Source organism: Micromonospora sp. NPDC005171, from assembly GCF_040608575.1.
Taxonomy (GTDB): Bacteria; Actinomycetota; Actinomycetes; order Mycobacteriales; family Micromonosporaceae; genus Micromonospora.
This window is the reverse complement of the sequence record NZ_JBEXIM010000012.1, coordinates 1-19,989: the sequence shown is the minus strand read 5'-3', so window position 1 is coordinate 19,989 and position 19,989 is coordinate 1. Positions and strand designations below refer to the sequence as shown.

Annotated in this window: 17 protein-coding genes and 1 pseudogene; 11 read left to right on the top strand and 7 right to left on the bottom strand. The window is 72.8% G+C overall.

Going from position 1 to position 19,989, the window contains the following annotated elements; all coding sequences use genetic code 11:
• The first annotated feature begins 93 nt into the window (after positions 1–93).
• Positions 94–1,149 (top strand): glycosyltransferase, encoded by a 1,056-nt coding sequence (locus ABZU74_RS17105; RefSeq protein ID WP_355424626.1) that lies wholly within the window; start codon positions 94–96, stop codon positions 1,147–1,149.
• An 18-nt stretch (positions 1,150–1,167) separates the two neighbouring features.
• Here ABZU74_RS17105 and ABZU74_RS17100 read toward each other — a convergent pair whose 3' ends face one another.
• The gene (locus ABZU74_RS17100) at positions 1,168–2,667 is read right to left on the bottom strand and encodes a protein kinase (RefSeq protein ID WP_355424296.1); all 1,500 of its coding nucleotides are present in this window, start codon (positions 2,665–2,667) and stop codon (positions 1,168–1,170) included.
• A 165-nt stretch (positions 2,668–2,832) separates the two neighbouring features.
• Here ABZU74_RS17100 and ABZU74_RS17095 point away from each other — a divergent pair, with 165 nt between their 5' ends.
• The 7 genes from ABZU74_RS17095 to ABZU74_RS17065 all read left to right on the top strand — a co-directional run bounded on the left by ABZU74_RS17095 (position 2,833) and on the right by ABZU74_RS17065 (position 11,304).
• Complete coding sequence (locus ABZU74_RS17095) at positions 2,833–3,666, top strand: patatin-like phospholipase family protein (protein WP_196919568.1); 834 nt, start codon at positions 2,833–2,835, stop codon at positions 3,664–3,666.
• Entirely contained in the window at positions 3,666–4,670 is a 1,005-nt protein-coding gene (locus tag ABZU74_RS17090) for a 1-acyl-sn-glycerol-3-phosphate acyltransferase (RefSeq protein ID WP_355424293.1), read from the top strand. The genes ABZU74_RS17095 and ABZU74_RS17090 overlap by 1 nt, the downstream gene beginning before the upstream one ends.
• Positions 4,671–4,691: 21 nt before the next feature.
• The gene (gene cutA / locus ABZU74_RS17085; protein ID WP_091406014.1) at positions 4,692–5,012 is read left to right on the top strand and encodes a divalent-cation tolerance protein CutA; all 321 of its coding nucleotides are present in this window, start codon (positions 4,692–4,694) and stop codon (positions 5,010–5,012) included.
• A gap of 48 nt (positions 5,013–5,060) precedes the next feature.
• Positions 5,061–8,534, top strand: a complete 3,474-nt coding sequence (locus tag ABZU74_RS17080) for a hypothetical protein (RefSeq protein WP_355424291.1) — start codon at positions 5,061–5,063, stop codon at positions 8,532–8,534.
• Positions 8,535–8,670: 136 nt separating this feature from the next.
• Positions 8,671–9,723: an acyl-CoA desaturase gene (locus ABZU74_RS17075; protein WP_355424288.1), complete on the top strand. Its 1,053-nt coding sequence runs from the start codon at positions 8,671–8,673 to the stop codon at positions 9,721–9,723.
• A gap of 136 nt (positions 9,724–9,859) precedes the next feature.
• Complete coding sequence (locus ABZU74_RS17070) at positions 9,860–10,153, top strand: 4a-hydroxytetrahydrobiopterin dehydratase (protein WP_355424285.1); 294 nt, start codon at positions 9,860–9,862, stop codon at positions 10,151–10,153.
• Entirely contained in the window at positions 10,150–11,304 is a 1,155-nt protein-coding gene (locus ABZU74_RS17065; protein ID WP_355424282.1) for an FHA domain-containing protein, read from the top strand. The genes ABZU74_RS17070 and ABZU74_RS17065 overlap by 4 nt, the downstream gene beginning before the upstream one ends.
• A gap of 53 nt (positions 11,305–11,357) precedes the next feature.
• Here the strand turns inward: ABZU74_RS17065 and rocD are convergent, their stop codons facing one another.
• The 5 genes from rocD to ABZU74_RS17040 all read right to left on the bottom strand — a co-directional run bounded on the left by rocD (position 11,358) and on the right by ABZU74_RS17040 (position 15,712).
• Positions 11,358–12,572: an ornithine--oxo-acid transaminase gene (gene rocD, locus ABZU74_RS17060; protein ID WP_355424624.1), complete on the bottom strand. Its 1,215-nt coding sequence runs from the start codon at positions 12,570–12,572 to the stop codon at positions 11,358–11,360.
• A complete protein-coding gene (gene ddaH / locus ABZU74_RS17055; protein ID WP_355424621.1) occupies positions 12,572–13,387 on the bottom strand; it encodes a dimethylargininase in 816 nt (271 codons plus the stop codon). The genes rocD and ddaH overlap by 1 nt, the downstream gene beginning before the upstream one ends.
• 740 nt (positions 13,388–14,127) lie before the next feature.
• Positions 14,128–15,024 (bottom strand): thrombospondin, encoded by an 897-nt coding sequence (locus ABZU74_RS17050; protein WP_355424279.1) that lies wholly within the window; start codon positions 15,022–15,024, stop codon positions 14,128–14,130.
• Positions 15,024–15,545, bottom strand: a complete 522-nt coding sequence (locus ABZU74_RS17045) for a hypothetical protein (protein WP_355424276.1) — start codon at positions 15,543–15,545, stop codon at positions 15,024–15,026. Before ABZU74_RS17045 ends, ABZU74_RS17050 begins: the two co-directional genes overlap by 1 nt.
• Positions 15,542–15,712, bottom strand: coding sequence for a hypothetical protein (locus ABZU74_RS17040; RefSeq protein ID WP_355424273.1), 171 nt, complete (start codon positions 15,710–15,712; stop codon positions 15,542–15,544). Before ABZU74_RS17040 ends, ABZU74_RS17045 begins: the two co-directional genes overlap by 4 nt.
• Before the next feature lie 258 nt (positions 15,713–15,970).
• Between ABZU74_RS17040 and ABZU74_RS17035 the strand changes: the two are divergent.
• From ABZU74_RS17035 to ABZU74_RS17025, 3 genes and pseudogenes are all read left to right on the top strand, one after another.
• Positions 15,971–16,609: pseudogene (locus tag ABZU74_RS17035) on the top strand (helix-turn-helix transcriptional regulator); the annotation flags it as partial.
• A 107-nt stretch (positions 16,610–16,716) separates the two neighbouring features.
• Positions 16,717–16,857: a hypothetical protein gene (locus ABZU74_RS17030; protein WP_355424618.1), complete on the top strand. Its 141-nt coding sequence runs from the start codon at positions 16,717–16,719 to the stop codon at positions 16,855–16,857.
• Positions 16,850–17,050, top strand: coding sequence for a DUF397 domain-containing protein (locus ABZU74_RS17025; protein WP_355424270.1), 201 nt, complete (start codon positions 16,850–16,852; stop codon positions 17,048–17,050). Before ABZU74_RS17030 ends, ABZU74_RS17025 begins: the two co-directional genes overlap by 8 nt.
• A gap of 204 nt (positions 17,051–17,254) precedes the next feature.
• Here ABZU74_RS17025 and ABZU74_RS17020 read toward each other — a convergent pair whose 3' ends face one another.
• Positions 17,255–19,468: an acyltransferase family protein gene (locus ABZU74_RS17020; RefSeq protein ID WP_355424268.1), complete on the bottom strand. Its 2,214-nt coding sequence runs from the start codon at positions 19,466–19,468 to the stop codon at positions 17,255–17,257.
• Positions 19,469–19,989: the final 521 nt, after the last annotated feature.

The window sequence follows — 19,989 nt, the reverse complement described above, 5'->3', positions numbered from 1 at the left end:
GGTGCCACCGCACCGGCGGATCAACGGGGAGGACTCGTGGCCGTGAACCACCCGCCTGCGGGCCGCTCCGAGAAGCGGTCGCTGCGCATCGCGATGGTGGTTCCGCCATGGTTGTCCGTTCCGCCGCCCGGCTACGGCGGCCTTGAGCAGGTCGTCGCCGCGCTGGTGGACGCGCTGAGCGGGCAGGGGCACGCGGTGACCCTGTTCGGCGCCGGCGGTGACCACGGCACGGCGGCCGACGGCTTCGTCTCCACAGTCGCCGAGGTCCAGTACGAGCGGCTCGGTGAGTCACTGCCCGAGCTGGCGCACCTGGCCCGGGTGAATCGGCTGATCAGCGCGGCCCACTTCGACGTGATCCACGACCACACCACGATCGGTCCGCTGGTCGCCGGCCGCCGAGCCGTGCCGACGGTCGCTACAGTGCACGGAAACCCCGTCGGGGAGTACGGCGACGTGCTGAGCGACATCGACGCGGGCGTCGCCATGGTGGCCATCTCGCACGCCCAGCGCGGGCTGAACCCGAACCTGCCCTGGGCCGGGACGGTGCACAACGCGCTCGACATCCGGGGTTTCCCGCGCAAGCACTCACCCGGCGCGGGGCCGGTGCTGTGGTTGGCCCGGTTCAGCCCGGACAAGGGCCCGGACACCGCCATCCGGGCGTGCCGGGCAGCCGGGTTGCCCCTGCTGCTGGCCGGCAAGTGCAACGAGCCGGCCGAGCGCCGCTACTACGAGCAGGTCGTCGCGCCGATGGTCGACGAGGATGTGACAGTCGTGCTCAACGCCGACCGCGCGACGACGCTACGGATGCTTGTCGACGCCCGTTGCCTCATCATGCCGATCCAGTGGGACGAGCCGTTCGGCATGGTGATGCTGGAGGCGATGGCGACCGGCACGCCTGTGGTCGCGCTGAACCGGGGTGCGGTGCCCGAGCTGGTTCGGCCGGGCCTGACCGGGCTCGTCGTCGAGCGGTCCGAGGAGCTACCCGCGGCGTTGCTCGCCGCAGCGCGACTCGACCCGGAGGACTGTGTGGCGCACGTCGCGCGGAACTTCTCGGTGGAGCGGATGGCGAGCGGCTACGCGGAGGTCTATCGGCGCTTCGCCCTCGGCCGGCACGACGTCCGCGAACCGGCCCGGGTGCCGGTGCGCTGACCCACCGGCGTCGCCGGGTCAGGCCCCGGTCGCGCCCAGCTCGGCGATGGCGGCGTCGAGCCGAGAGGCGTACGCCGGACTGATGCCACCCTCACCGAGGCGGACGGTGACCTTGGCGCGCAGCCGGGCCACCGGCGGCTCCAGTTCCTCGCGGCCGGAGCTGACCGCCACGGTCAGGTTGCGCAACTCGTTGCGCAGGTCGAGGGCCACGTCGTCGCGGATCTCCCCGGCGCTCAGCCCGGCGCCGATCAACCCGTCGACCCGGTTCGCGACCTCGGTCAGGGTGCCCGGCTTCGCGGTGGGCCCGCCGGTCGTCGGCCTCGCCGCCGGTGCCGGGGTCGGCGGGGTCGGCGTGATCGGCGCGGACGACTCCGGGGCCGGCGGATCGGTCGACGGGGTCGTCACCGGCCCAGCGGAGGGCTGCGCCCGGCGAACCGGCTGCTGTTCGGGCAGCAGGGCCACCCCGGCCAGCGTCACCCCGACGGCCAGCACCAGCAGCAACACCAGCCGCCGCCGCGACCAACCCGACCCGGTCGCCGGCTCGCCCGCGCCGGAGGAGGCCCCGCCGTCCGAGGTGTCTCCGTCCAGTCTGGCCGCCGCCGGGACGCTCGCCGTCGCGACGGCGGGCGACTCCGCAGGCAGGGGCTGGGTGGGCACCCGGATGGTCGCGGTCGGGGGGGCGGCGGGCAGCGAGTGGTCGCGCAGCGCGGTGGCGACCTGCCGGGCGGTCGGCCGATCGGCCGGGTTCCGGGCGAGGCTGCGCAGGCAGATCTGGGCCACCGGCGCGGGCAGGTCCGGTACGTCCGACAGCGTCGGCGGCGGGCCACTGGCCAGCGCGGCGCTGAGCTGCTCCCAGGTGTCCGCCGGATACGGGACCCTTCCGGTGAGGGCCTCGTGCAGCAGCACGCCGAGCGAGTAGACGTCGGTGGAGGGCTGGGCCGGGGCGCCGTCGAGACGTTCCGGAGCGACGTACGCCGGGGTGCCGAAGGTCTCGCCGTCCTCGTCCTCGTCGGGCGCGCCGATCCGGGTGGCGATGCCGAAGTCGAGCACCTTGACGCCCGTCCCGGTCATCATCACGTTGGCCGGGGTGATGTCCCGGTGCACGATGCCGAGCCGGTGCGCGGCGGCCAGCGCGTCAGCGACCTGCGCGCCCACCTGGACCGCCTCGGTCCACGGCAACGGCCCCTCGGTGAGCCGGAGCTTCAACTCCTCGCCGCTGAGCAGCTCCATCACCACGAACGAGGTGATCGAGCCGTCCGGGTCGACCGTCTCGCCGTAGTCGTGCACGGAGGTCAGGTGCGGGTGCACCAGTTGGGCGGCGGCCCGCGCCTCCTCGCGCACCATGCCCCGGAACCGCGCGTCGGCGGCGAGTGACGGGGCGAGCACCTTGAGCGCGACCACCCGGTCCAGCACCTCGTCCCGGGCACGCCAGATGACCGACATGCCACCGGCGCCGATCTGGTCCAGAAGTCGGTATCTGCGAGCCAGCAATCGGCCCGGATGCAGTGCTGCCTTCACGGATCGCACCTGCCTCAGGGGTGGGAGCCGTATCAGGTTGCGCGAATGCGTCCGGCCTGTCAACGCCGCCGCCACCGGCCATCGGCGGGCGGTGCCTGCCGTGCGCTGACCGCCGGTGGACAGCGGCCGATCAGTCGGCAGCGGGCCCGTGCCAGGATGAAAGACATGGCGGGGGGACCGGTGGCGTTCGTGCTCGGCGGCGGGGGAGTGCTCGGCGCGGTCGAGGTCGGCATGTTGCGCGCCCTGTTCCGGGCCGGCATCCAACCCGACATGGTGCTCGGCACCTCGATCGGCGCGGTGAACGGCGCGCTGGTCGCCGCCGACCCGTCGGAGGCGGTGACCGACCGGCTGGTCCGGCTCTGGGCCTCACCGGAGGCGAGCGAGGTGTACGGCGACTCGGTGGCCCGGCAGCTGCGCCGCTTCGCCGCCCGCACCCACCTGCACTCACCCCGGCCGCTGCGCCGCCTGTTGGAGACCGAGCTGGGGGTGGACACCACCTTCGCCGATCTGCGGGTGCCGTTCCGGTGCTGCGCCGCCCACATCGAGCGGGCCGCCGAGCACTGGTTCGACAGCGGTCCGGTGGTGCCGGCGGTGATGGCGTCGGCCTCCGTACCGGGTCTGCTTCCGCCGATGCAGATCGACGGCGCGCACTACGTGGACGGCGGGATCGTCAACTCCATCCCGATCGGCGAGGCGGTGGCCGTCGGCGCCCGCCGGATCTACGTCCTGCAGGTGGGTCGGATCGAACGGGAGCTGACCCCGCCGCGCCGGCCGTGGGAGATCGCGCAGGTCGCGTTCGAGATCTCCCGCCGGCACCGTTTCTTCCGGGAGATGGCGGCGCTGCCCGAGGGGGTGGAGGTGCACGTCCTGCCGACCGGCGGGCTCAACCCACGCGACGACACACCGTGGGCGTACCGGGACATGGCGGCGGTGGGCCGGCGGATCAGCCGCGCGTACACCGCCTCCCGGCGCTACCTCGCCACCCACCAGGAGCGGTGATGCCGCTGCCTCCCCGGTGGCTGCGTCGGCTGCTGTTCGCCCCCGCCGTCGTGCTGCTCGCCTTCCTCGTGGTCACCACGTTGCCGATCTGGGCGCTGCTCGCCGCTGCCGCGTCCCCGCTGGTCCCGGGACGGTTGCGCCCGCTGCGACTGCTCTGGATCGGCTGCTTCTACCTGGTCTGGGACGCCGCCGCGCTCATCGCGCTCTTCCTGCTCTGGGTGGTCTCCGGTTTCGGCTGGCGGACCCGGTCGCCGGCCTTCCAGCGCGCGCACTACGTGCTGGCCGGCTGGTTCCTGCGGGTGCTGTTCTGGCAGGCACGGTGGACACTGCGGTTGCGCATCGACGTGGTGGGCACCGACCCGGACACCGCGCTGCCGGGCCGGCCCGAGCTGGTGCTCTGTCGGCACGCCGGGCCGGGCGACTCGTTCATCCTGATCCACGGGTTGGTCAACTGGTTCCACCGGGAGCCGCGAATCGTCCTGAAGGACAGCCTCCAGTGGGACCCGGCGATCGACGTGCTGCTCAACAGGTTGCCCAACCGATTCATCGCGCCGACGCCAGAGCGTGGCGAGGAGACGGTACGCCAGGTCGGGCACCTCGCCGCCGGCCTGGACGACAACGACGCGTTCGTGATCTTCCCCGAGGGCGGCAACTTCACCCCCAGACGACGGCTGCGCGCCATCGCCCGGCTGCGCTCCCTCGGCCTGGAACGGATGGCCCTGCGCGCCGAGCGGATGCGCCACGTCCTCGCCCCGCAGCCGGGCGGGATGCTCGCCGCGCTGGACGCCGCACCGGACGCCGGCGTCATCTTCGTCGCGCACACCGGGCTGGACCGGATGCTCACCGTCGCCGACGTGTGGCGGGAACTGCCGATGGACAAGCGGATCGTGATGCGGTTCTGGTCGGTGCCGCCGGAGGACGTACCGACCGGCCGGCAGCAACGCATCGACTGGCTCTTCGATTGGTGGGCGCAGCTAGATGCCTGGATCGCCGCTAATCGGTAATTGGCCGCGTAGGGTGCGGGCGTGGACGAGATCTGCGTGGTGACAACGGTGGTGGATGCGCGTTCGGTCGCCGACGTGTTGGCGGCTGCGGCCGTCGCCGGCAGGCTCGCCGCCTGCGCCCAGGTGGGTGGCCAGGTGGACAGCACCTACTGGTGGCGCTCCGGGATGGAGACGAGCACCGAGTGGTCGGTGCAGTTCAAGACCGCACCGGATCGGCTCACCGCGTTGCTGGACCAGATCCGGGTCAGCCACCCGTACGAGGTTCCGGAGATCCTGGTGTCCAGGGTGGAGAGCGGAAACCCCGACTACGCCACCTGGGTGTACGAGCACACCCGATCCTGAGTACGCGCACTCTGGGTGGCGCCCGGGTCGGTTGTCGATGATGACCGGGTGGACGACACCCGTTACCCCTGCCCCGCCTGCGGTGCGCCGGCCGACCTGAGCGCCGGTTGCTCCGGCTGCCGTCGCGCGCCCGACCCGATCGCCGCCGAGGTGGTTCGGCTGAGCCGCGAGGTCGCCGAGCTTGAGCCGAAGGTGGAGCAGGCTCGCCGCGCGTACACCGAGCTGGCCGGACGTCTGTCGACCGTGTCGCGCCGGCGGGCCGAACTGGCGGCGGTGGTCCGGGCCGGGTTGGCCGCCTCGGTCGTGGCGCGCCCGGCGTCTCTCGCCGGGCCGGCGCCGTCCATCGGCCCGGGCCCCGGGGTGGCCGCGGATTCGCGGCCGGGCGCGGCGGAGACCTCGACCCGGACGGTCCAGGGTCTGCTCTTCGTCCTCGGTGGACTCCTGCTGGGCACCGCGGCGGTCGTGTTCACAGCGGTGGCCTGGGCGGCGGTGGGGGTCGGCGGGCGGGCGTTGATCCTGGCGGCGTTCACCGCGCTCGCCCTGGGCGTACCGCTGGTGGCGGTCCGCCGAGGGCTGCGGGGCACGGCGGAGACGTTCGCCGCGGTGGGGTTGCTGCTCGTGGTGCTGGACGGTTACGCGGCCTGGTCGGTGGACCTGGCCGGCGTGGCCGGCTGGCCGGGCAGCCGATACGCCGCGCTGGTCGGGGGGGCCAGCGCGGCGGTCGCCGTGGCGTACGGCCGGTGGACCGGGTTGACGGGGCCCTGGTTCGCCGCCCTGGTGGCTGCCCAGCCGGCGTTGCCGCTGCTCGCCGCCGAGGCCGGGCTGGGTGCGGCCGGCTGGGCGGTGGTCCTGCTCGGGGTGGCGTCGCTGAACCTGGCCGTGCTCGCCGCGCTGCGGGGCCGGGGAGGGGCGGCCCAGCTCGGCGGCCGCGTGCTGGCCGGGGCCGGTCACGTCGCCGCGTTGGTGGGTGCCGCGGCCTGCGCGGTGGTGCCGCTGGTCGGCGGGCGGGCGGGGGGCTCGCCACTGCTGGCCGGGGTGCCGCTGGTGGTGGTCGCGCTGACCGGGTTCGGCGCGGCCTGGCTCGTCGGGGGGCGGGCGCTGCGGGCGGTGGCGGCCGGGCTGCTGGTGCCCGTGCTCGCCGCCGCCCTGCTGCGTCCGGTGGCGGAGCTGCGGCCGTCAGTGCTGCTCCTCGCGGCGGCGACGGTGGCGCTCGGACTGGCCGCCGCCGTGCGGCTCCTGCCGGCGGCGGCCGGGGCGGCGGTGGACGGTGGCGGCGGTTGGCGGACCGGCCCGCGGGCCGGTGCGCTGTTCGTCGCGGCGGGCACGGCGCAGGTCACCGTGCTGATCACCATCGGGCTGGCGGTCGCCGCCGTGGGCCGGTCGCTGCCGCCCTGGGGCGGGGCCGGGACGGGGCCGGACCTGCGCTGGGGCTGGCAGTTGGCAGCCGCGGTGGCGCTGGCGGTCGGCGCGACGGTGCTATTGCTGCCCCGGAACACGCGGGCGGTGCTCGCCACGGCCGGCGCGGTGGCGGTGCTGCTCGCCGTGCCCGCCGGCTGGCCGGCCGCCTGGCCGCAGGTGGTGGCCATCGACCTGGCCGGCGGGGTCGCGCTGCTGATCGCCGTGCTGGCCCGCCCGACGACCCCACCTGTCGCCCTGCGCACCCGTGCGCTCGGCGGTGCCGTGCTGATCGGGCACGGGCTGCTGGTCGCCCTGGCCGCCCCGACCGGCGCCCTGGTGGCGCTTGGCGTGCTCGCCGTGGTCGGGCTCGCCCTGGCCGTACGACGGGGGGCCGGGGCGTACCGGGAGGTGGCCGGTGCGGGTCTGCTGGTCGGGCAGCTCGCGCTGCCCGGGGTCGCGGCGGTGGCGCTGCTCGCCGCGGGCGGGCCGCCGTGGTGGCAGGCCCGGCTCGCGCTCGCCGCCGCCGGGCTGTCGCTGGTCGCGGCGCTCGCGGCCCGTCGCCACCGGCCGGAGCTGATCGGGTACGCGGTGACCGGCGCCGCCGTCGCGGTGACGGTGCCCGGCCTCGCGCCGCTGGTCGGGGCGGGCGACGAGCCGCTCGCGCTGTACGCCGCGCTGGCGGCCCTGGGTGTCGCGTTCGTCGTCTCCTGGCTGCCGTCGGCGGGCGCCTCCGGCCAGGCGGCCCTCGGGGACCGGCCGGCGGTCGACGGGCGCGAGCCGGCCCGGTCGGCGCTGTTGCTGGCGGCGGGCGGAACGCTGGCCGTCGTGGCCGTCCTGGCGGCCCTGCCGACGGTGCTGACCGCGCTCGTGTCGCCCTACGGCGGCCAGGGCAGGGTGTGGTCGGGGGTGCCCACTGTCGTCGCCGACCCGACGGTGCTCCCGGCCGGGTTCGCGCTGGTCGTGCTGGCGGTGGCCGGCGCGCTGACCGGTCGGCGGGTCGGCCTGCCGGTGTCGCCCGCGCTGCCGTTCGTCGCGGCGGCGCTGCCGGTGCTGCTCGTCGCGATCGGCGCGCCGTGGCCGGTGCTGCCGGCCGCCGTTCTGCTCGCCGGCCTGGCCGCGCTGCTGTTCACCGCGCTGGCGGCGGCCCGTCCGGCGTTCGCACCGGTCGCCGTGCCGGCGGGCGTGGTGCTGGTGGCCTCCGGTGTGCTCGGTCTACTGGCCACCCGGGCCGGGACGCTCGCGGCCGAGGGGGCGCTGCTGGTGGCGGCGGTCGCGGTCGCCGCCGGGGCGCGCCGGTTCGAGGTACGGGTCGCCGGTTGTCTCGCCGCCGTCGGCGTGGCGTCAGCGTTGGCGGTGACCGCCCCGCTCGCCGGTGGGCTGCCGTTGCGGGCTGCCGCGTACCCACTGCTGGCGGTGGCCGCGTTGGTGCTGGCCGCTGCTGTGGTCGCCCCGGCGGGCGCCCGGCTGGGACGGGTGCTGGACGCTGCCGCGCAGGCCGTCGCGCTGGTGGCGGCGGTGCTCGCCGTCGAGGTGGCGCGGCACCTCGCCACCGTCTGCGTGCTCTGGGGTGTCGCCGTGGCGCTGCGGCTGCTGCGCCGGGGTGAACCAGCCGGTCGGCGGTGGGCGTTCGCCGGGATCGCCGCCGGCAGCGAGTTGCTCGGGGCCTGGGTGCTGCTGGCCGCCGGCGGGGTGACCGTGCTGGAGGCGTACACCCTGCCAGCCGCGGCGCTTGCCGTCGGCGCGGGTCTGCTGGCGCTGCGTACCCGGCCGGGGCTGACCAGTTGGCCGGCCCTCGGCCCGGGGCTGGTCGCGGCGTTGCTGCCCAGCCTCGTCTCGGTGCTGGCCGGGCCGGACCCGCAGCCGTGGCGGCGACTGCTCCTCGGCGCTGCGGCCACCGGCGCGGTGCTGGCCGGCGCGACCCGTCGGTGGCAGGCGCCGGTGCTGCTCGGCGGCGGGGTGCTGACGCTGTTTGCGCTGCACGAGTTGGCCCGGGGGTGGGACCTGCTGCCCCGGTGGATCTATCTGGGGGTCGGCGGGCTGGCGCTGGTCGGGCTCGCCGCCACCTACGAGCGGCGGCGGCGTGACCTGGCCCGACTGCGCGCCGCGGTGGGCCGACTCGGCTGAGTCGAACCAGTAGGGGTAGGGCCTGCCCTACCCCCCATCCGGGGGCTGTCGGGGTTACTCAGCGCTACCGCATTCGGGACACTTGACATTAAGCCCGAACCACCCCGGTACGGGCGCAAGCGGAACGGGAGCAGCGATGGCGCTCGGAGCGGTGGCGGAACCGCCGGTACGACGGCGAGGTAGTGACTACGCACAGTTGTCACGGCGGATCAGCGAGGCGGGCCTGCTGGAGCGGCGCCCCGGCTGGTATGTCACCCGCATCGTGCTCACCCTCGGCGCCTTCGTGGCCGGCTGGGTGGCCGTGTTCCTGCTCGGCGACTCCTGGTGGCAGCTTCCGCTCGCGGCAGTGATGGCGGTGGCCACCACCCAGGTCGCGTTCCTCGGTCATGACGCCGGGCACCGGCAGATGTTCCGTCGGCGTGGCGCCAGCGAGTTGGTGGGGCTGTTCGCCGGCAATGCGGCCGTGGGGCTCAGCTACGGTTGGTGGGTCGACAAGCACAACCGGCACCACGCCAACCCGAACCACGAGGACGAGGACCCGGACGTCGGCGCGGGCGCACTGGTGTGGACGCCCGAGCAGGCGATGGAGACCCGTGGGATCAACCGCTGGATGGCCAAGCGGCAGGCGTACCTCTTCTTCCCGATGCTCCTGCTGGAGGGCCTGAACCTGCACGTGGCGAGCATCCGGGCGATCATCGGCCGGGAGCCGGACGGCGGGTACACCGTCCCGATGCGGCACCGGGTGGTCGAAGCGGTGCTGCTCGTCGCGCACACCGCGGCTTACGTGGCGCTGCTGTTGGCGGTCATGTCCCCGGTCAAGGCGCTGCTCTTCGCCGTCGTGCACCAGGCGCTGTGGGGCCTCTACATGGGCTGCGCGTTCGCGCCGAACCACAAGGGCATGCCGATGCCGACCGCCGAGGACGAGTTGGACTTCCTGCGTAAGCAGGTGCTTACCTCCCGCAACGTGCGGGGCAGCCGACTGGTGGACACCACGCTCGGCGGTCTCAACTACCAGATCGAGCACCACCTGTTCCCGAACATGCCCCGAGCCAACCTGCGCCGGGCCCAGCCGATCGTCCGCGCCTACTGCGTCGAGCAGGGCATCCCGTACGCCGAGACCGGGCTGGTCGAGTCGTACCGGCAGGCACTCGGTCACCTGCACGAGGTGGGGCGGCCGGTGCGCGGCTGACGCGATACTGATCGGTGGGGCGGCATCTGATGATGCCGCCCCACCGTCGCGTTCCTGGCCGACACCGCTTGTGGGACACCCTGGGCTCAAGGGAGCGCGTCCGGTCAGCCGGACGCACCACCGGTAGGGTCTGGTCATGGCAGACCTGCTCACCGCAGAGGCGGTGCGAGAAGGGCTGAGCGGGTTGACCGACTGGTCGGGTGACCCGACCGGCATCGGTCGTACCGCCCAGCTCGGCAGTTTCCCGGCCGCCATCGCTGTGGTGGACCGGGTGGCGACGGTGGCCGAGGAACTCGACCACCATCCCGACATCGACATCCGATGGCGGACCCTGACCTTCCGCTGTGTCACGCACTCGGCCGGTGGGGTCACCCACCGGGACATCGAGCTGGCCCGGCGAATTGACGACATCGTCCGGAGTGCGGCATGAGATTCGAGATCAGCAAGGTTCTGGATGCCATCGAGGGTCGGGTCTGCACGGACCCGTCACTGGCCCGAGCCGTGGTCGACCTGGCCGAGGTGATCCGCTACCAGGACATCGACGGTGGCCGGCCGGCCAGCCTGCTCCGCCTCGGCATGGTCATCGACGCGCTCTCCCGCGAGTTGGAGGAGGACAGCGTCCAGGTCTACGCGGTGGTGCACCGGGCGTTGCTCTCCGACGCCGACCTCACCTCGAACGAGCGGATGGTGGTCCGCCGCTGGGCCGACGACGGGCTCGTGGAGGTGCTCGACAACCCGGGCGACCGGATGTTGGAGGTCGCCGACCTGCTCGGTCTGCCGGTGCTCAGCCGGGCCCGCTTCGACGGGTTGCGCGGTCGGTTCCCGTGGCTGGTCGAGCAGCCCGGCCGGGTGGTCGCCCCGGTGCCGGGCGCCGGCGGGCCGGTGTTCATCGCACACGTCGGTGGTGGGCACTCGCCGGTTGCCGGTAAGCGTTCGCCGACCGGGGTGAAGCTGCTGGCCCGCCAGTGGCGCTGCCCGGAGTCGGGCTGCGCGCTGTTCGGCGGCGGTGGCGGGGGTGGAGCGTTCGCCGACCTGGCCGGGGGTGCCGACCGCAGCCCCGCCGCACAGGCGCCGCCCGCGCTGCGCAACGGCGTGCCGACCTGCCCCCGGCACGGCGTACGGCTCGGTGACGCCGGCCCGCGTCCGCGCACCGAGGTGCTCGCGGTACGCGTCGGTGGCCTGGTCCGCCGGCGGTTCGTGCTCAGCGAGGAGCAGCCGATCGTGGCCGGTCGGGCTCCCGAGCAGGACGGCGGGATCATGCTCGGGCAGTGGCTCAACGACGAGGCGCGGCGGTGGATCAGCCGTGGTCACGTCCGCTTCGAGCTGCGGGTCGGCGAGGTCATCGTGACCGACGTCAGCACCAACGGCTCCGGCATCCGCCCGGCCGGTTCGATGACCGAGTCGGACCGGATCCCGCTGGCGCCCCAGCAGTCCCGGGTGCTGGGCGAGAACGACATGGTGGAGCTGTACCCGGGGGTGCAGATCGGTCGGGCCGAAGAGCTGCCCACGGGTGCCCCGTTCACCCCCACCTCGGTGATGGCCGAGGCCCCGACCATGGCCATGCGCCTACCCCGTCCCTGACGCGGAAGGCGGGCGCCGGAACCCCGACGCCCGCCTTCCACCACGTTCCCCGTTCAGCCGGCCAGTACCTCGGCCAGCTGGGTCACCGCCAGGTCGATCTCGTCCTCGGTGATGACCAGCGGCGGGGCGAGCCGGATGGTGGAGCCGTGGGTGTCCTTGGCGAGCACTCCACGCGCGGCGAGCCGCTCACACGCCTCCCGACCGCTCATCAGCGCCGGGTCGATGTCCAGACCGGCCCAGAGGCCACGCACGCGTACCCCGACGAGACCCTTGCCGACCAGCCCTTCCAGGCCGGCCCGCAGCCGCTCACCCAGCTCGGCCGAGCGGCGCTGGAACTCGCCGGTGGCCAGCAGCCGGACCACCTCGATCGCCACCGCGCAGGCGAGCGGGTTGCCGCCGAAGGTGGAGCCGTGCTGGCCGGGCTTGAGCACGCCGAGCACGTCGGCGTTCGCGGCCACCGCGGAGACCGGCACGATGCCGCCGCCGAGCGCCTTGCCGAGCAGGTACATGTCCGGCACGACGCCCTCGTGGTCACAGGCGAAGGTCGCGCCGGTACGCCCCAGACCCGACTGGATCTCGTCGGCGATGAACAGCACGTTGCGCTCGGTGCAGACCTGGCGTACGCCCGGCAGGTAACCCTCCGGCGGCACCACCACACCCTGCTCACCCTGGATCGGCTCCAGCAGCACGGCCACCGTGTTCTCGTCGATCGCGGCGGTCAGCGCGGCCAGGTCGCCGTAGGGAACAACAGTGAACCCCGGGGTGTACGGCCCGAAGTCGGCGCGGGCGTCCTCGTCGGTGGAGAAGCTCACGATGGTGGTGGTCCGCCCGTGGAAGTTGCCCTCGGCGACCACGATGTTGGCCTGCCCGGCGGGCACGCCCTTGACCTGGTAGCCCCACTTGCGGGCCACCTTGATCCCGGTCTCCACCGCCTCGGCGCCGGTGTTCATTGGCAGCACGAGGTCCTTGCCGCACAGCTCAGCCAGCTCGCGACAGAAGTCGGCGAACTGGTCGTGGATGAACGCCCGGCTGGTCAGCGTGAGCCGGTCCAGTTGGGCGTGCGCGGCGGCGATCAGCTGTGGGTGCCGGTGACCGAAGTTCAGCGCGGAGTAGCCGGCCAGGCAGTCCAGGTAGCGGCGGCCGTCCACGTCGGTGAGCCAGGCGCCCTCGGCGGACGAGATCACCACCGGCAGCGGGTGGTAGTTGTGCGCTGTCCAGCGTTCGGCGTCCCGGACCGCTCCCGGCGTACGCAGCTTGTCATCCACTATCACTTGCTTGCCCTTCCCTGACGGAGTCGCAGCGTGCAGCACTTCGGTCCGCCGCCGGCCTTACGTAGCTCGGACAGGTCGACCCCGATGGTTTCGTAGCCCCGGTCGCGCAGCTTGGCGGCCAGGTCGGTGGCCTGCGCGGGCAGCACCACGTGCCGCCCGTCGCTGACCGCGTTGAGCCCCAGCACCTCGGCGTCGGCCATTGTGGCGTGCACCGCGTCGGGGAAGAGCCGGCGCAGCACGGCCTGGCTCCCGGGCGAGAACGCCTCCGGCAGGTACGCCACGGTCCGCTCGTCGAGCACCGTCAACGCGGTGTCCAGGTGGTAGAAGCGCGGGTCGACCAGCTGCATGGTGATCACCGGGTAGCCGAAGACCTCCTGCAACTGGGCGTGCGCGGCGTGCGCCGTGCGGAAGCCGGTGCCGGCCAGCAGGTGGTCACCGGCCAGCAGGACGTCGCCCTCGCCCTCGTTGACGTGCTTCGGGTCGTACATCTCGAAGCCGGCTGCCTCGAACCAGGCCCGGTACGCGGGCGCCTCGTCGGCGCGCTGCGGGTCCCGGAACTGCACTGCCATCGCCTTGCCGTCGATCACTGTGCCGCCGTTGGCGGCGAAGACCATGTCGGGCAGGCCAGGCACCGGAGTGATCTCCTCGACGGTGTGGCCCAGGTCAAGGTACGTCTTGCGCAGCTGCTCCCACTGCCGGACGGCCAGCGCGGCGTCGACCGGCGCGCTCGGGTCCATCCAGGGGTTGATCGCGTAATCGACGGCGAAGTACGTCGGCCGGCACATCAACAGGCGCTGGCTGGTGGCGTCCATCGTCATTGTCCTGCTCCCAGGTGTCGGGCGCGCCCCGGCCACCGTGGCCCACGGGCTGGCGCCGTTGCTCAACGGTATGCGGCATCAGCGGCAGGATCCACCACCGAGAGTTGCGCAGAACGTAGATTCGTTGCGTGTGGCGGGCTGTCCAACGCGATTCGTTGCGCTGAAGCGTCGAGGTGCCGTTTTCGTGCCGGAGGCAGGGTGGCCCGGAGCCCGGAGCCCGGAGCCGGTGGCCGGTGGCCGGTGGCCGAGGGCTGGGGTCGGGGCCGGTGGCCGAGGGCCGAAGGTCTGGGGGCCGGGGGCCGGGGCCGACGGCCGAGAGCGGGGGCCGGGGGCCGGGGTACGAGAGCCCGGGGGCCCAGGGGCTCGTTCGCAGCCTTTGCTCTGCTGCCCTATATGCACCACCACTCGGGGGGCCAGCCTCACCGACGAGTACCGGAAACGCCGGCAACTTCCGGTGCCACGCGACGGACGCCTGCCGGACGCCCGGTGGCGCATATAGGTATGCAGAGCAAAGGGGGTGGTGTACCTGATTCGTTCCGGCTGCGGGGACGCCACGAGATCGACCGCGCGGCGAGCTGGACCGGAATCGTCGAACCCTGGAAAAACACTTCAGGGGCGGCGAACCGCCGCCCCTGAAAGGGTGTCGCCCGGCCGGTGAACCACCGGACTGATCGGGCAGCCGGCGAACCGCCGGCTGTTCGCCGGCGCATCACCGGCGAGCGGAACAGTGCCCGCTAGAAACGATCCACAAACTGTGAGTCAAGCCACTCTCGGAGGCGCTGCACCCAGTCGCCGTCGGTGGTCGGCCAGTCGAACTGGCCGGTCATCGCGAGCACTCCGATCACGACCGCGGCCAGGCCGATCATCACGCCGAAGAGCGCGTCGGTCTTGCCGGCGACGTGCCGACGGCGGGTGGCCATCAGGCCGAGCACCGCGAGCACCGCACCGAACGCGCCGAGCCCGATGCCGTACCCGGCCAGGGTCCCGGTCAGCACGAACATCGCGCCGGCGACCGAGACGATCAGGCCGAGGGTGGCGAGCAGGCTGGCCCGCGGCTTCGGGCCACGCGTCACCGGCGGCTCGGGAGCGGCCGCGCCCGGGGTGGGGTCGACCGGTCGGTCGGTGGTGACCCGGTCGGTGGTGTCGGACCGACCGGTGGTGCTGTCGAGGTCGGCGTCCCGCTCGGCGGTGCGCGCCGTGGTCGGGGCGACGGAGGGCCGGGACTCGGTCTCCACCTTGTCGGCGGTGCGAGGCTCGGGTGTGACCGGGCTGGTCGAGCCGTTCACCGGCTCCGGTGCGACGGGGCGGGTCGTACCGTTCGAGGGCTCGGGCGCGACCGGGCGGGCGGCCCGGGGGTCAGCCTCGGTCGGTCGCTTGGTGGCGGCCCGGGCCACCGCCGCCCGCTCGTTGGCCCGCCGCTCGGCCTCGCTGGTCTGGCCACCGGTCGTGCTGGCGCTGCCGTACGCCGTCTGGTTGGCGTCCCGGTCGGTGACCACCGGGCGGCCGACGCCGTCGTCGGACTGGCCGGTCTCGGTAACCGGGGTGTCGCGGCCGTCCACGCGGCCGTCGAGGTTCTCGTCCCGCGTCGGTGCCGGCTCGGACCGGCGGGACAGCGAAGGAATCCTGACCACTACACACCTCCTGATGAATGCGTGGTGGCCGACGAAAAGGGTGGCACCCACGCGGTGTCGCCCCCCAAATACCCACCTGGGCGTTTCCTGACACCAATCCTGGGTACGGCCGCCGAGACCGGCGGTGACCGGCCCCTGCTGCTATCCGGCGCTGCCCGGACCGGCGTTGCCCGGACCGGCGTTGCCCGGACCGGCGCGGGCGATTTGTCCGGCGGGGGCGCGGTGCCCCGGGCACTGGCGCCAAGGCGCGGGCGCGGCGCGGGCGCGGCGCGGGCGGCACTGGCGCCGGGCGCGGGCGCGGCGCGGAGCGCCCGAATGCCGGCCTGTTGCACGAACACCTCACGCTTGTCGATGGCCAGGCCCTTGTCGTTGAGTACGTAACTGGTCAGCCAGACCCACCCGTGGTAGGTCGGGCGCGGGTCCACACTCACCAGTCGGAGGCGCAGCGGCCGGTCTCTGGCGAACTGCACCGAGCACGCCTCGTCGATCATCAGCAGGTCGCCGGGCTTCAGTGTGGTCACGTCGGCCAGTGCCCGCGGGTGATCGGAATGCGGTGGCGGGCCCGACAGGGCAGGTCCGCGCCGCACCGGCACATCGTGCGCCAGCGCGCCCAGCTCCAGACCAGTCGGTGTCGGCGGGCGAGGGTCAGCGCGGTGACCAAGACGTATTCGTTGTACGACACGCGCACGGTGGCGTCCTTCCCGAAAGAATACCGTCGCGCGCACCCAGGGTTAATGCGCCTGACTGGGAGAGCTGGCTATTGTCGACGCCATTCCCGACGCCATTTCTGGGAGTTCCTGACGCGTGACAGCATGTTCCATGCTGGCCACCTTGTGCAACGCTCCGACCCGACCTAGCCTCAGGCCATATTGGCGCACGAGGAATGGTAAGGAAATGCGTACGGGGTGGAACATTAAGTGTTGCAGGAGGAGAGCGGTGATGTTGCATGGCGGATGAAACAAGCGGGTCCACTGTCCCTCGGCGGCAGCTCGGAGGGCTGCTCACGCAGCTCCGCGAGGACGCCTCGGTGACGCTTGACGCGGCGGCGGACGCACTGGACTGCTCGCGGCAGAAGGTGTGGCGCATCGAGAAGGGGCTGGTCCCGGTGCGCGTGGTGGACGCTCGCGCCATGTGCGTCCTCTATCGGGTGACCGACGAGATGGGGGAGATCGTTGCCGGCCTCGCGAAAGAGACTCGCGCCCGGGGTTGGTGGCATTCCTACGGTGACGTGGTCCCGTCGTGGTTCTCGCTGTACGTAGGCCTGGAATCGTCGGCCAGGCTGATCCGCCGATATGATTCGGAGCTGATCCCCGGGCTTCTGCGGACCCGGGAGTACGCCAGCGAGTTGTTCCGCCGGAAGAATCCGACGATGAGCGGTGCGGACGGGGAGAAGCTGGTGGAGGTTCGCCTGCAACGGCAGGGCGTCCTCGTGCGCCGGCTGCCTACCGCGCCCACCCTGCGGGTCGTGCTGAGCGAGGCGGTGCTGCGGCGCACGATCCCCGACCGACGGGCGATGGTTCAGCAGTTGCGGCACCTGCTCGACGTGGCCACGCTGCCGAACGTGAGTCTGCGGGTGTTGCCGCTCGCCGCCGGTCCACCGTTGGCCAGCGAGAGCGGCACCTTCGTCCTGCTGGACTTCCCCAGGCGTTCGGGAGGGCGTCGACCGAGCCGACCACCGTCGACGTCGAGAACATCACCGGAGCGCTGTACCAGGACAAGCCGGCCGAGGTGGCCGCCTACGAGCATGTGTGGTCGGACCTGGAAGCGCTCGCGTCAGGTGAGGCAGAATCAGAGAAAATGATCACTTCGATCATTGAGGAGCATCATGACTGATCTTGCCGGCGCCACCTGGCGCAAGAGCACCCGCAGCGGCGGGAGTGGCGGTGACTGTGTCGAGGTGGCCGACAACCTGCCCGGCGTCGTGGGCGTACGGGACAGCAAGGACCCGACCGGCCCGGCGCTGGCCTTCGCCCCGGCCACCTGGGCCGCCTTCGTCAGCAGCGTCAAGGGGCACTGCCACTGCTGACCGTTCCGCCCACCCCGACCGACTCGCCTTCCTGGAATTTGAGGTGTCCCGCTCATCGCGACACCCCGGTCTCCTGAAACCCGAGTCGATCAACGTGCCGGGAGTCCGCGTCGATCAGCCTGCGGGGCGGCCGGGCAGGACTGGCTATCTTTGGCACGGGTGCCAAGGGTAGCCAGCCATGGCTCACCACTGCCGCCTGGCCTGTCAAGCGGCCGCTGCGTCATGGACCGCCCTGGCGAGGTACGGCCCGAGGGTACGGCTGAACGTCCCGGTGATGTGCCCAACTGTGTCCCGGTAAGTGATCACGTTGCCGATCACGGCCGGGCACGAGGTCGCGTCGCAGAAGTACGGCCGCAGGTCCACCAGTTCGACGCCAGGCACCATCGCGGCCGCCGCGACGAGAGCGTCGGTCTCGGCGTACGCCCGCGACACAGGGGTGGCGCAGTTGTGGTCGAGGACCGAGAAGTTGACCCGTCGCACGCACTCCAGGGCCGCCTCGGAGACGCCGGGGTTGTCGGCCACGACAACGATCTTCGTCCCTCGCGCGGCGACTGGCTTCCATGCCTCCGCGTACCCCCGCGACACCCAGTCCTTGTCCGGCGCGGTCTTGTGCCGTGCCGCGGTGACGATGACGATCTCGTACCGCGGGCCGGTGACCAGCCGCTGCTGAATGTCCTTCATCGTCTCGTCGCAGGTGCTGCCGGTGCCGGTCCGGATCCATTGGCAGCCCCAGCCGACGTAGCTGTCGAGCTTCCAGCCGTACGTCGCCAGTTGGGTCCGAAGCCCCGGCAGCAGCATCGCGGCGTGGCTGTCGCCGAGCAGCGCGACCGAGGTGGTCCCCGGGCCTGACTCGCCGTAGGTACAGGTGCGCATCGGTGCCCGCTCAGCGATCCAGCAGTCGAAGGCACCGGCGGTGTCCTTCGTCAGGTCGGCCGATGCCGGCAGGATGAAGTTGCCCTGCACCGGCGGGCAGCCGAGGCTCGCGTCCCGGGCGGCGGCACCGAGGCAGCGTTCGGCACCAGCGGGCGGCTTTGCCTCCGCCGGCGTGGTGTTCCACACCGGCGTGGCCGCGGCGACGGTTACCGACAACACGAGCGCTGCGGCGACCAGGCCTGGCCGCAGGAAGGCGGTGAGCCCACCGGGCCGGGGCGGACGCGGCGCCCTGTGGGTGGGGGTCGGCGAGGCCGGATACGCGGCAGGCGCCGTCCCGGCCGCCGGGCGGCGGCCCCAGGTCGCCTTGCGCAGTGGGTCTTCCACGCCGTGATACCCGACGACGGAGAGTGCGGTGATGAGCACCGCTGCGGTCACGTAGTAGGCCACGCTGTCGCTGGGCATGAGCGCCGCGAGGAGCACGACGACCGGGAAGTGCCAGAGGTACAGCGAATAGGAGATGTCGCCGACGTAGCGGCTCACCGGGTTGGTCAGCGGCCACAGGTACGGCTGGTCACCCCCAGCACCGGCGGCGATGACGAGGGCTGTGGCGAGCACCGGCAGGGTCGCCCACGGCGCCGGGAAGCCGGGCGTCGCCGGCACGAGGAAGAGCGAGGCGACGATGCCGGCCATGCCGAGCCAGCCGAGCAGCGTACGGCCGGCCACCGACCGGATGGCAAGAGCGCTGCCGAGGACCGCGACGAGCGCCCCGACCCCGAGTTCCCAGGCGCGGGAGAACGTGGAGAAGTACGCCACGGTCGTGTCGGTACGGGTCTCCCACACCGCCCAGGCGAACGAGGCGACGGTGATCGCACCGATCGTGGTGCCGACCGCCAGCCGCCGTGCACGTAGACCCCACGCGAAGCGGCGGACCCCGAACAGCAGGATGCCCAGCATCAGCCAGGGCCAGACGACGTAGTACTGCTCCTCGACGGCGAGGGACCAGAAGTGCTGCACCGCCGACGGCGGCAACCCCTCCTGGAAGTAATCGGTGCCTTCGCGGGCGAACCGCCAGTTCGCCATGAAGAAGAATGAGGCGACCACGTCGCGCACCAGCTGACCGAACCGCACGGCGTCGAGCAGGAAGGACGCCGCGACGACGGTGCTGACGAGGACAAGTACCGACGCTGGGATGATCCGCTTGATCCGGCGGACGTAGAAGCCCCGGAACGAGATGGTCCCGGTGCGAGCGTGCTCGCGCAGCAGCAGCGACGTGATCAGATAGCCGGAGATGACGAAGAAGACGTCGACGCCGACGAAACCGCCCGACGGGTACCGCACGAGGTGGTCGGCGATGACGGCAAGCACCGCGACCGCCCGCAACCCCTGCACGTCTGGGCGGAACGTGGCCGGCTTCGCGGTCGGCGCTGGACCGACCGGATCGGCCCGCTGCTGCTCGTACGTCGTGTGGCCGACCGACATCCGACCGTTCTCCCCCCGCCCGTCGTCCGCCGAGACGTCGGCGGAACCGGTGAGAGTATGCGGCATGTACCAACGCGGTGGAAGCTGTGAGCGGTTGGTGGCGTACGTCGGCTGTCTCTACCTGCGGGCTGCCCTGCTGGCCCCGGTCCGCGCCATGCCTTGCGGGGTTCGACCGCGCCCGCCGGCCGGCAGACACCGGGGCTGGACGGGCGCTGACGACCGGCGAGGCACTGCGCCGCCCATTACTGTGCGTGCGCGGGGCTGGCCGCACACGGACACGTGTCGCGATCGTCCCGTCTGGGTACGTCCTTCACCGTTAGCGCGCGGACGCCACCCGCTCCACCGCGTGCCGGACCGCGCGGAGCGGCCGGTGGTGGCCGGCCCGAGGCCGCGCGCCAGCCTGCTCGCCACGCTCGGCCTCATCGTCGGGGACGCTGACCGCGCGCGTCCATGCCGTACCCGTGCTCGCGGACCATGCCGATCAGCTCGGCGGCGGCCACCACCGACCGGGGGCGCCGACCCGCGGGTGTAGCCAACGCAGTCTGGGGGGGGTGTTGTGGTTTGGTGTCAGGGTTCTTGGCGACGGG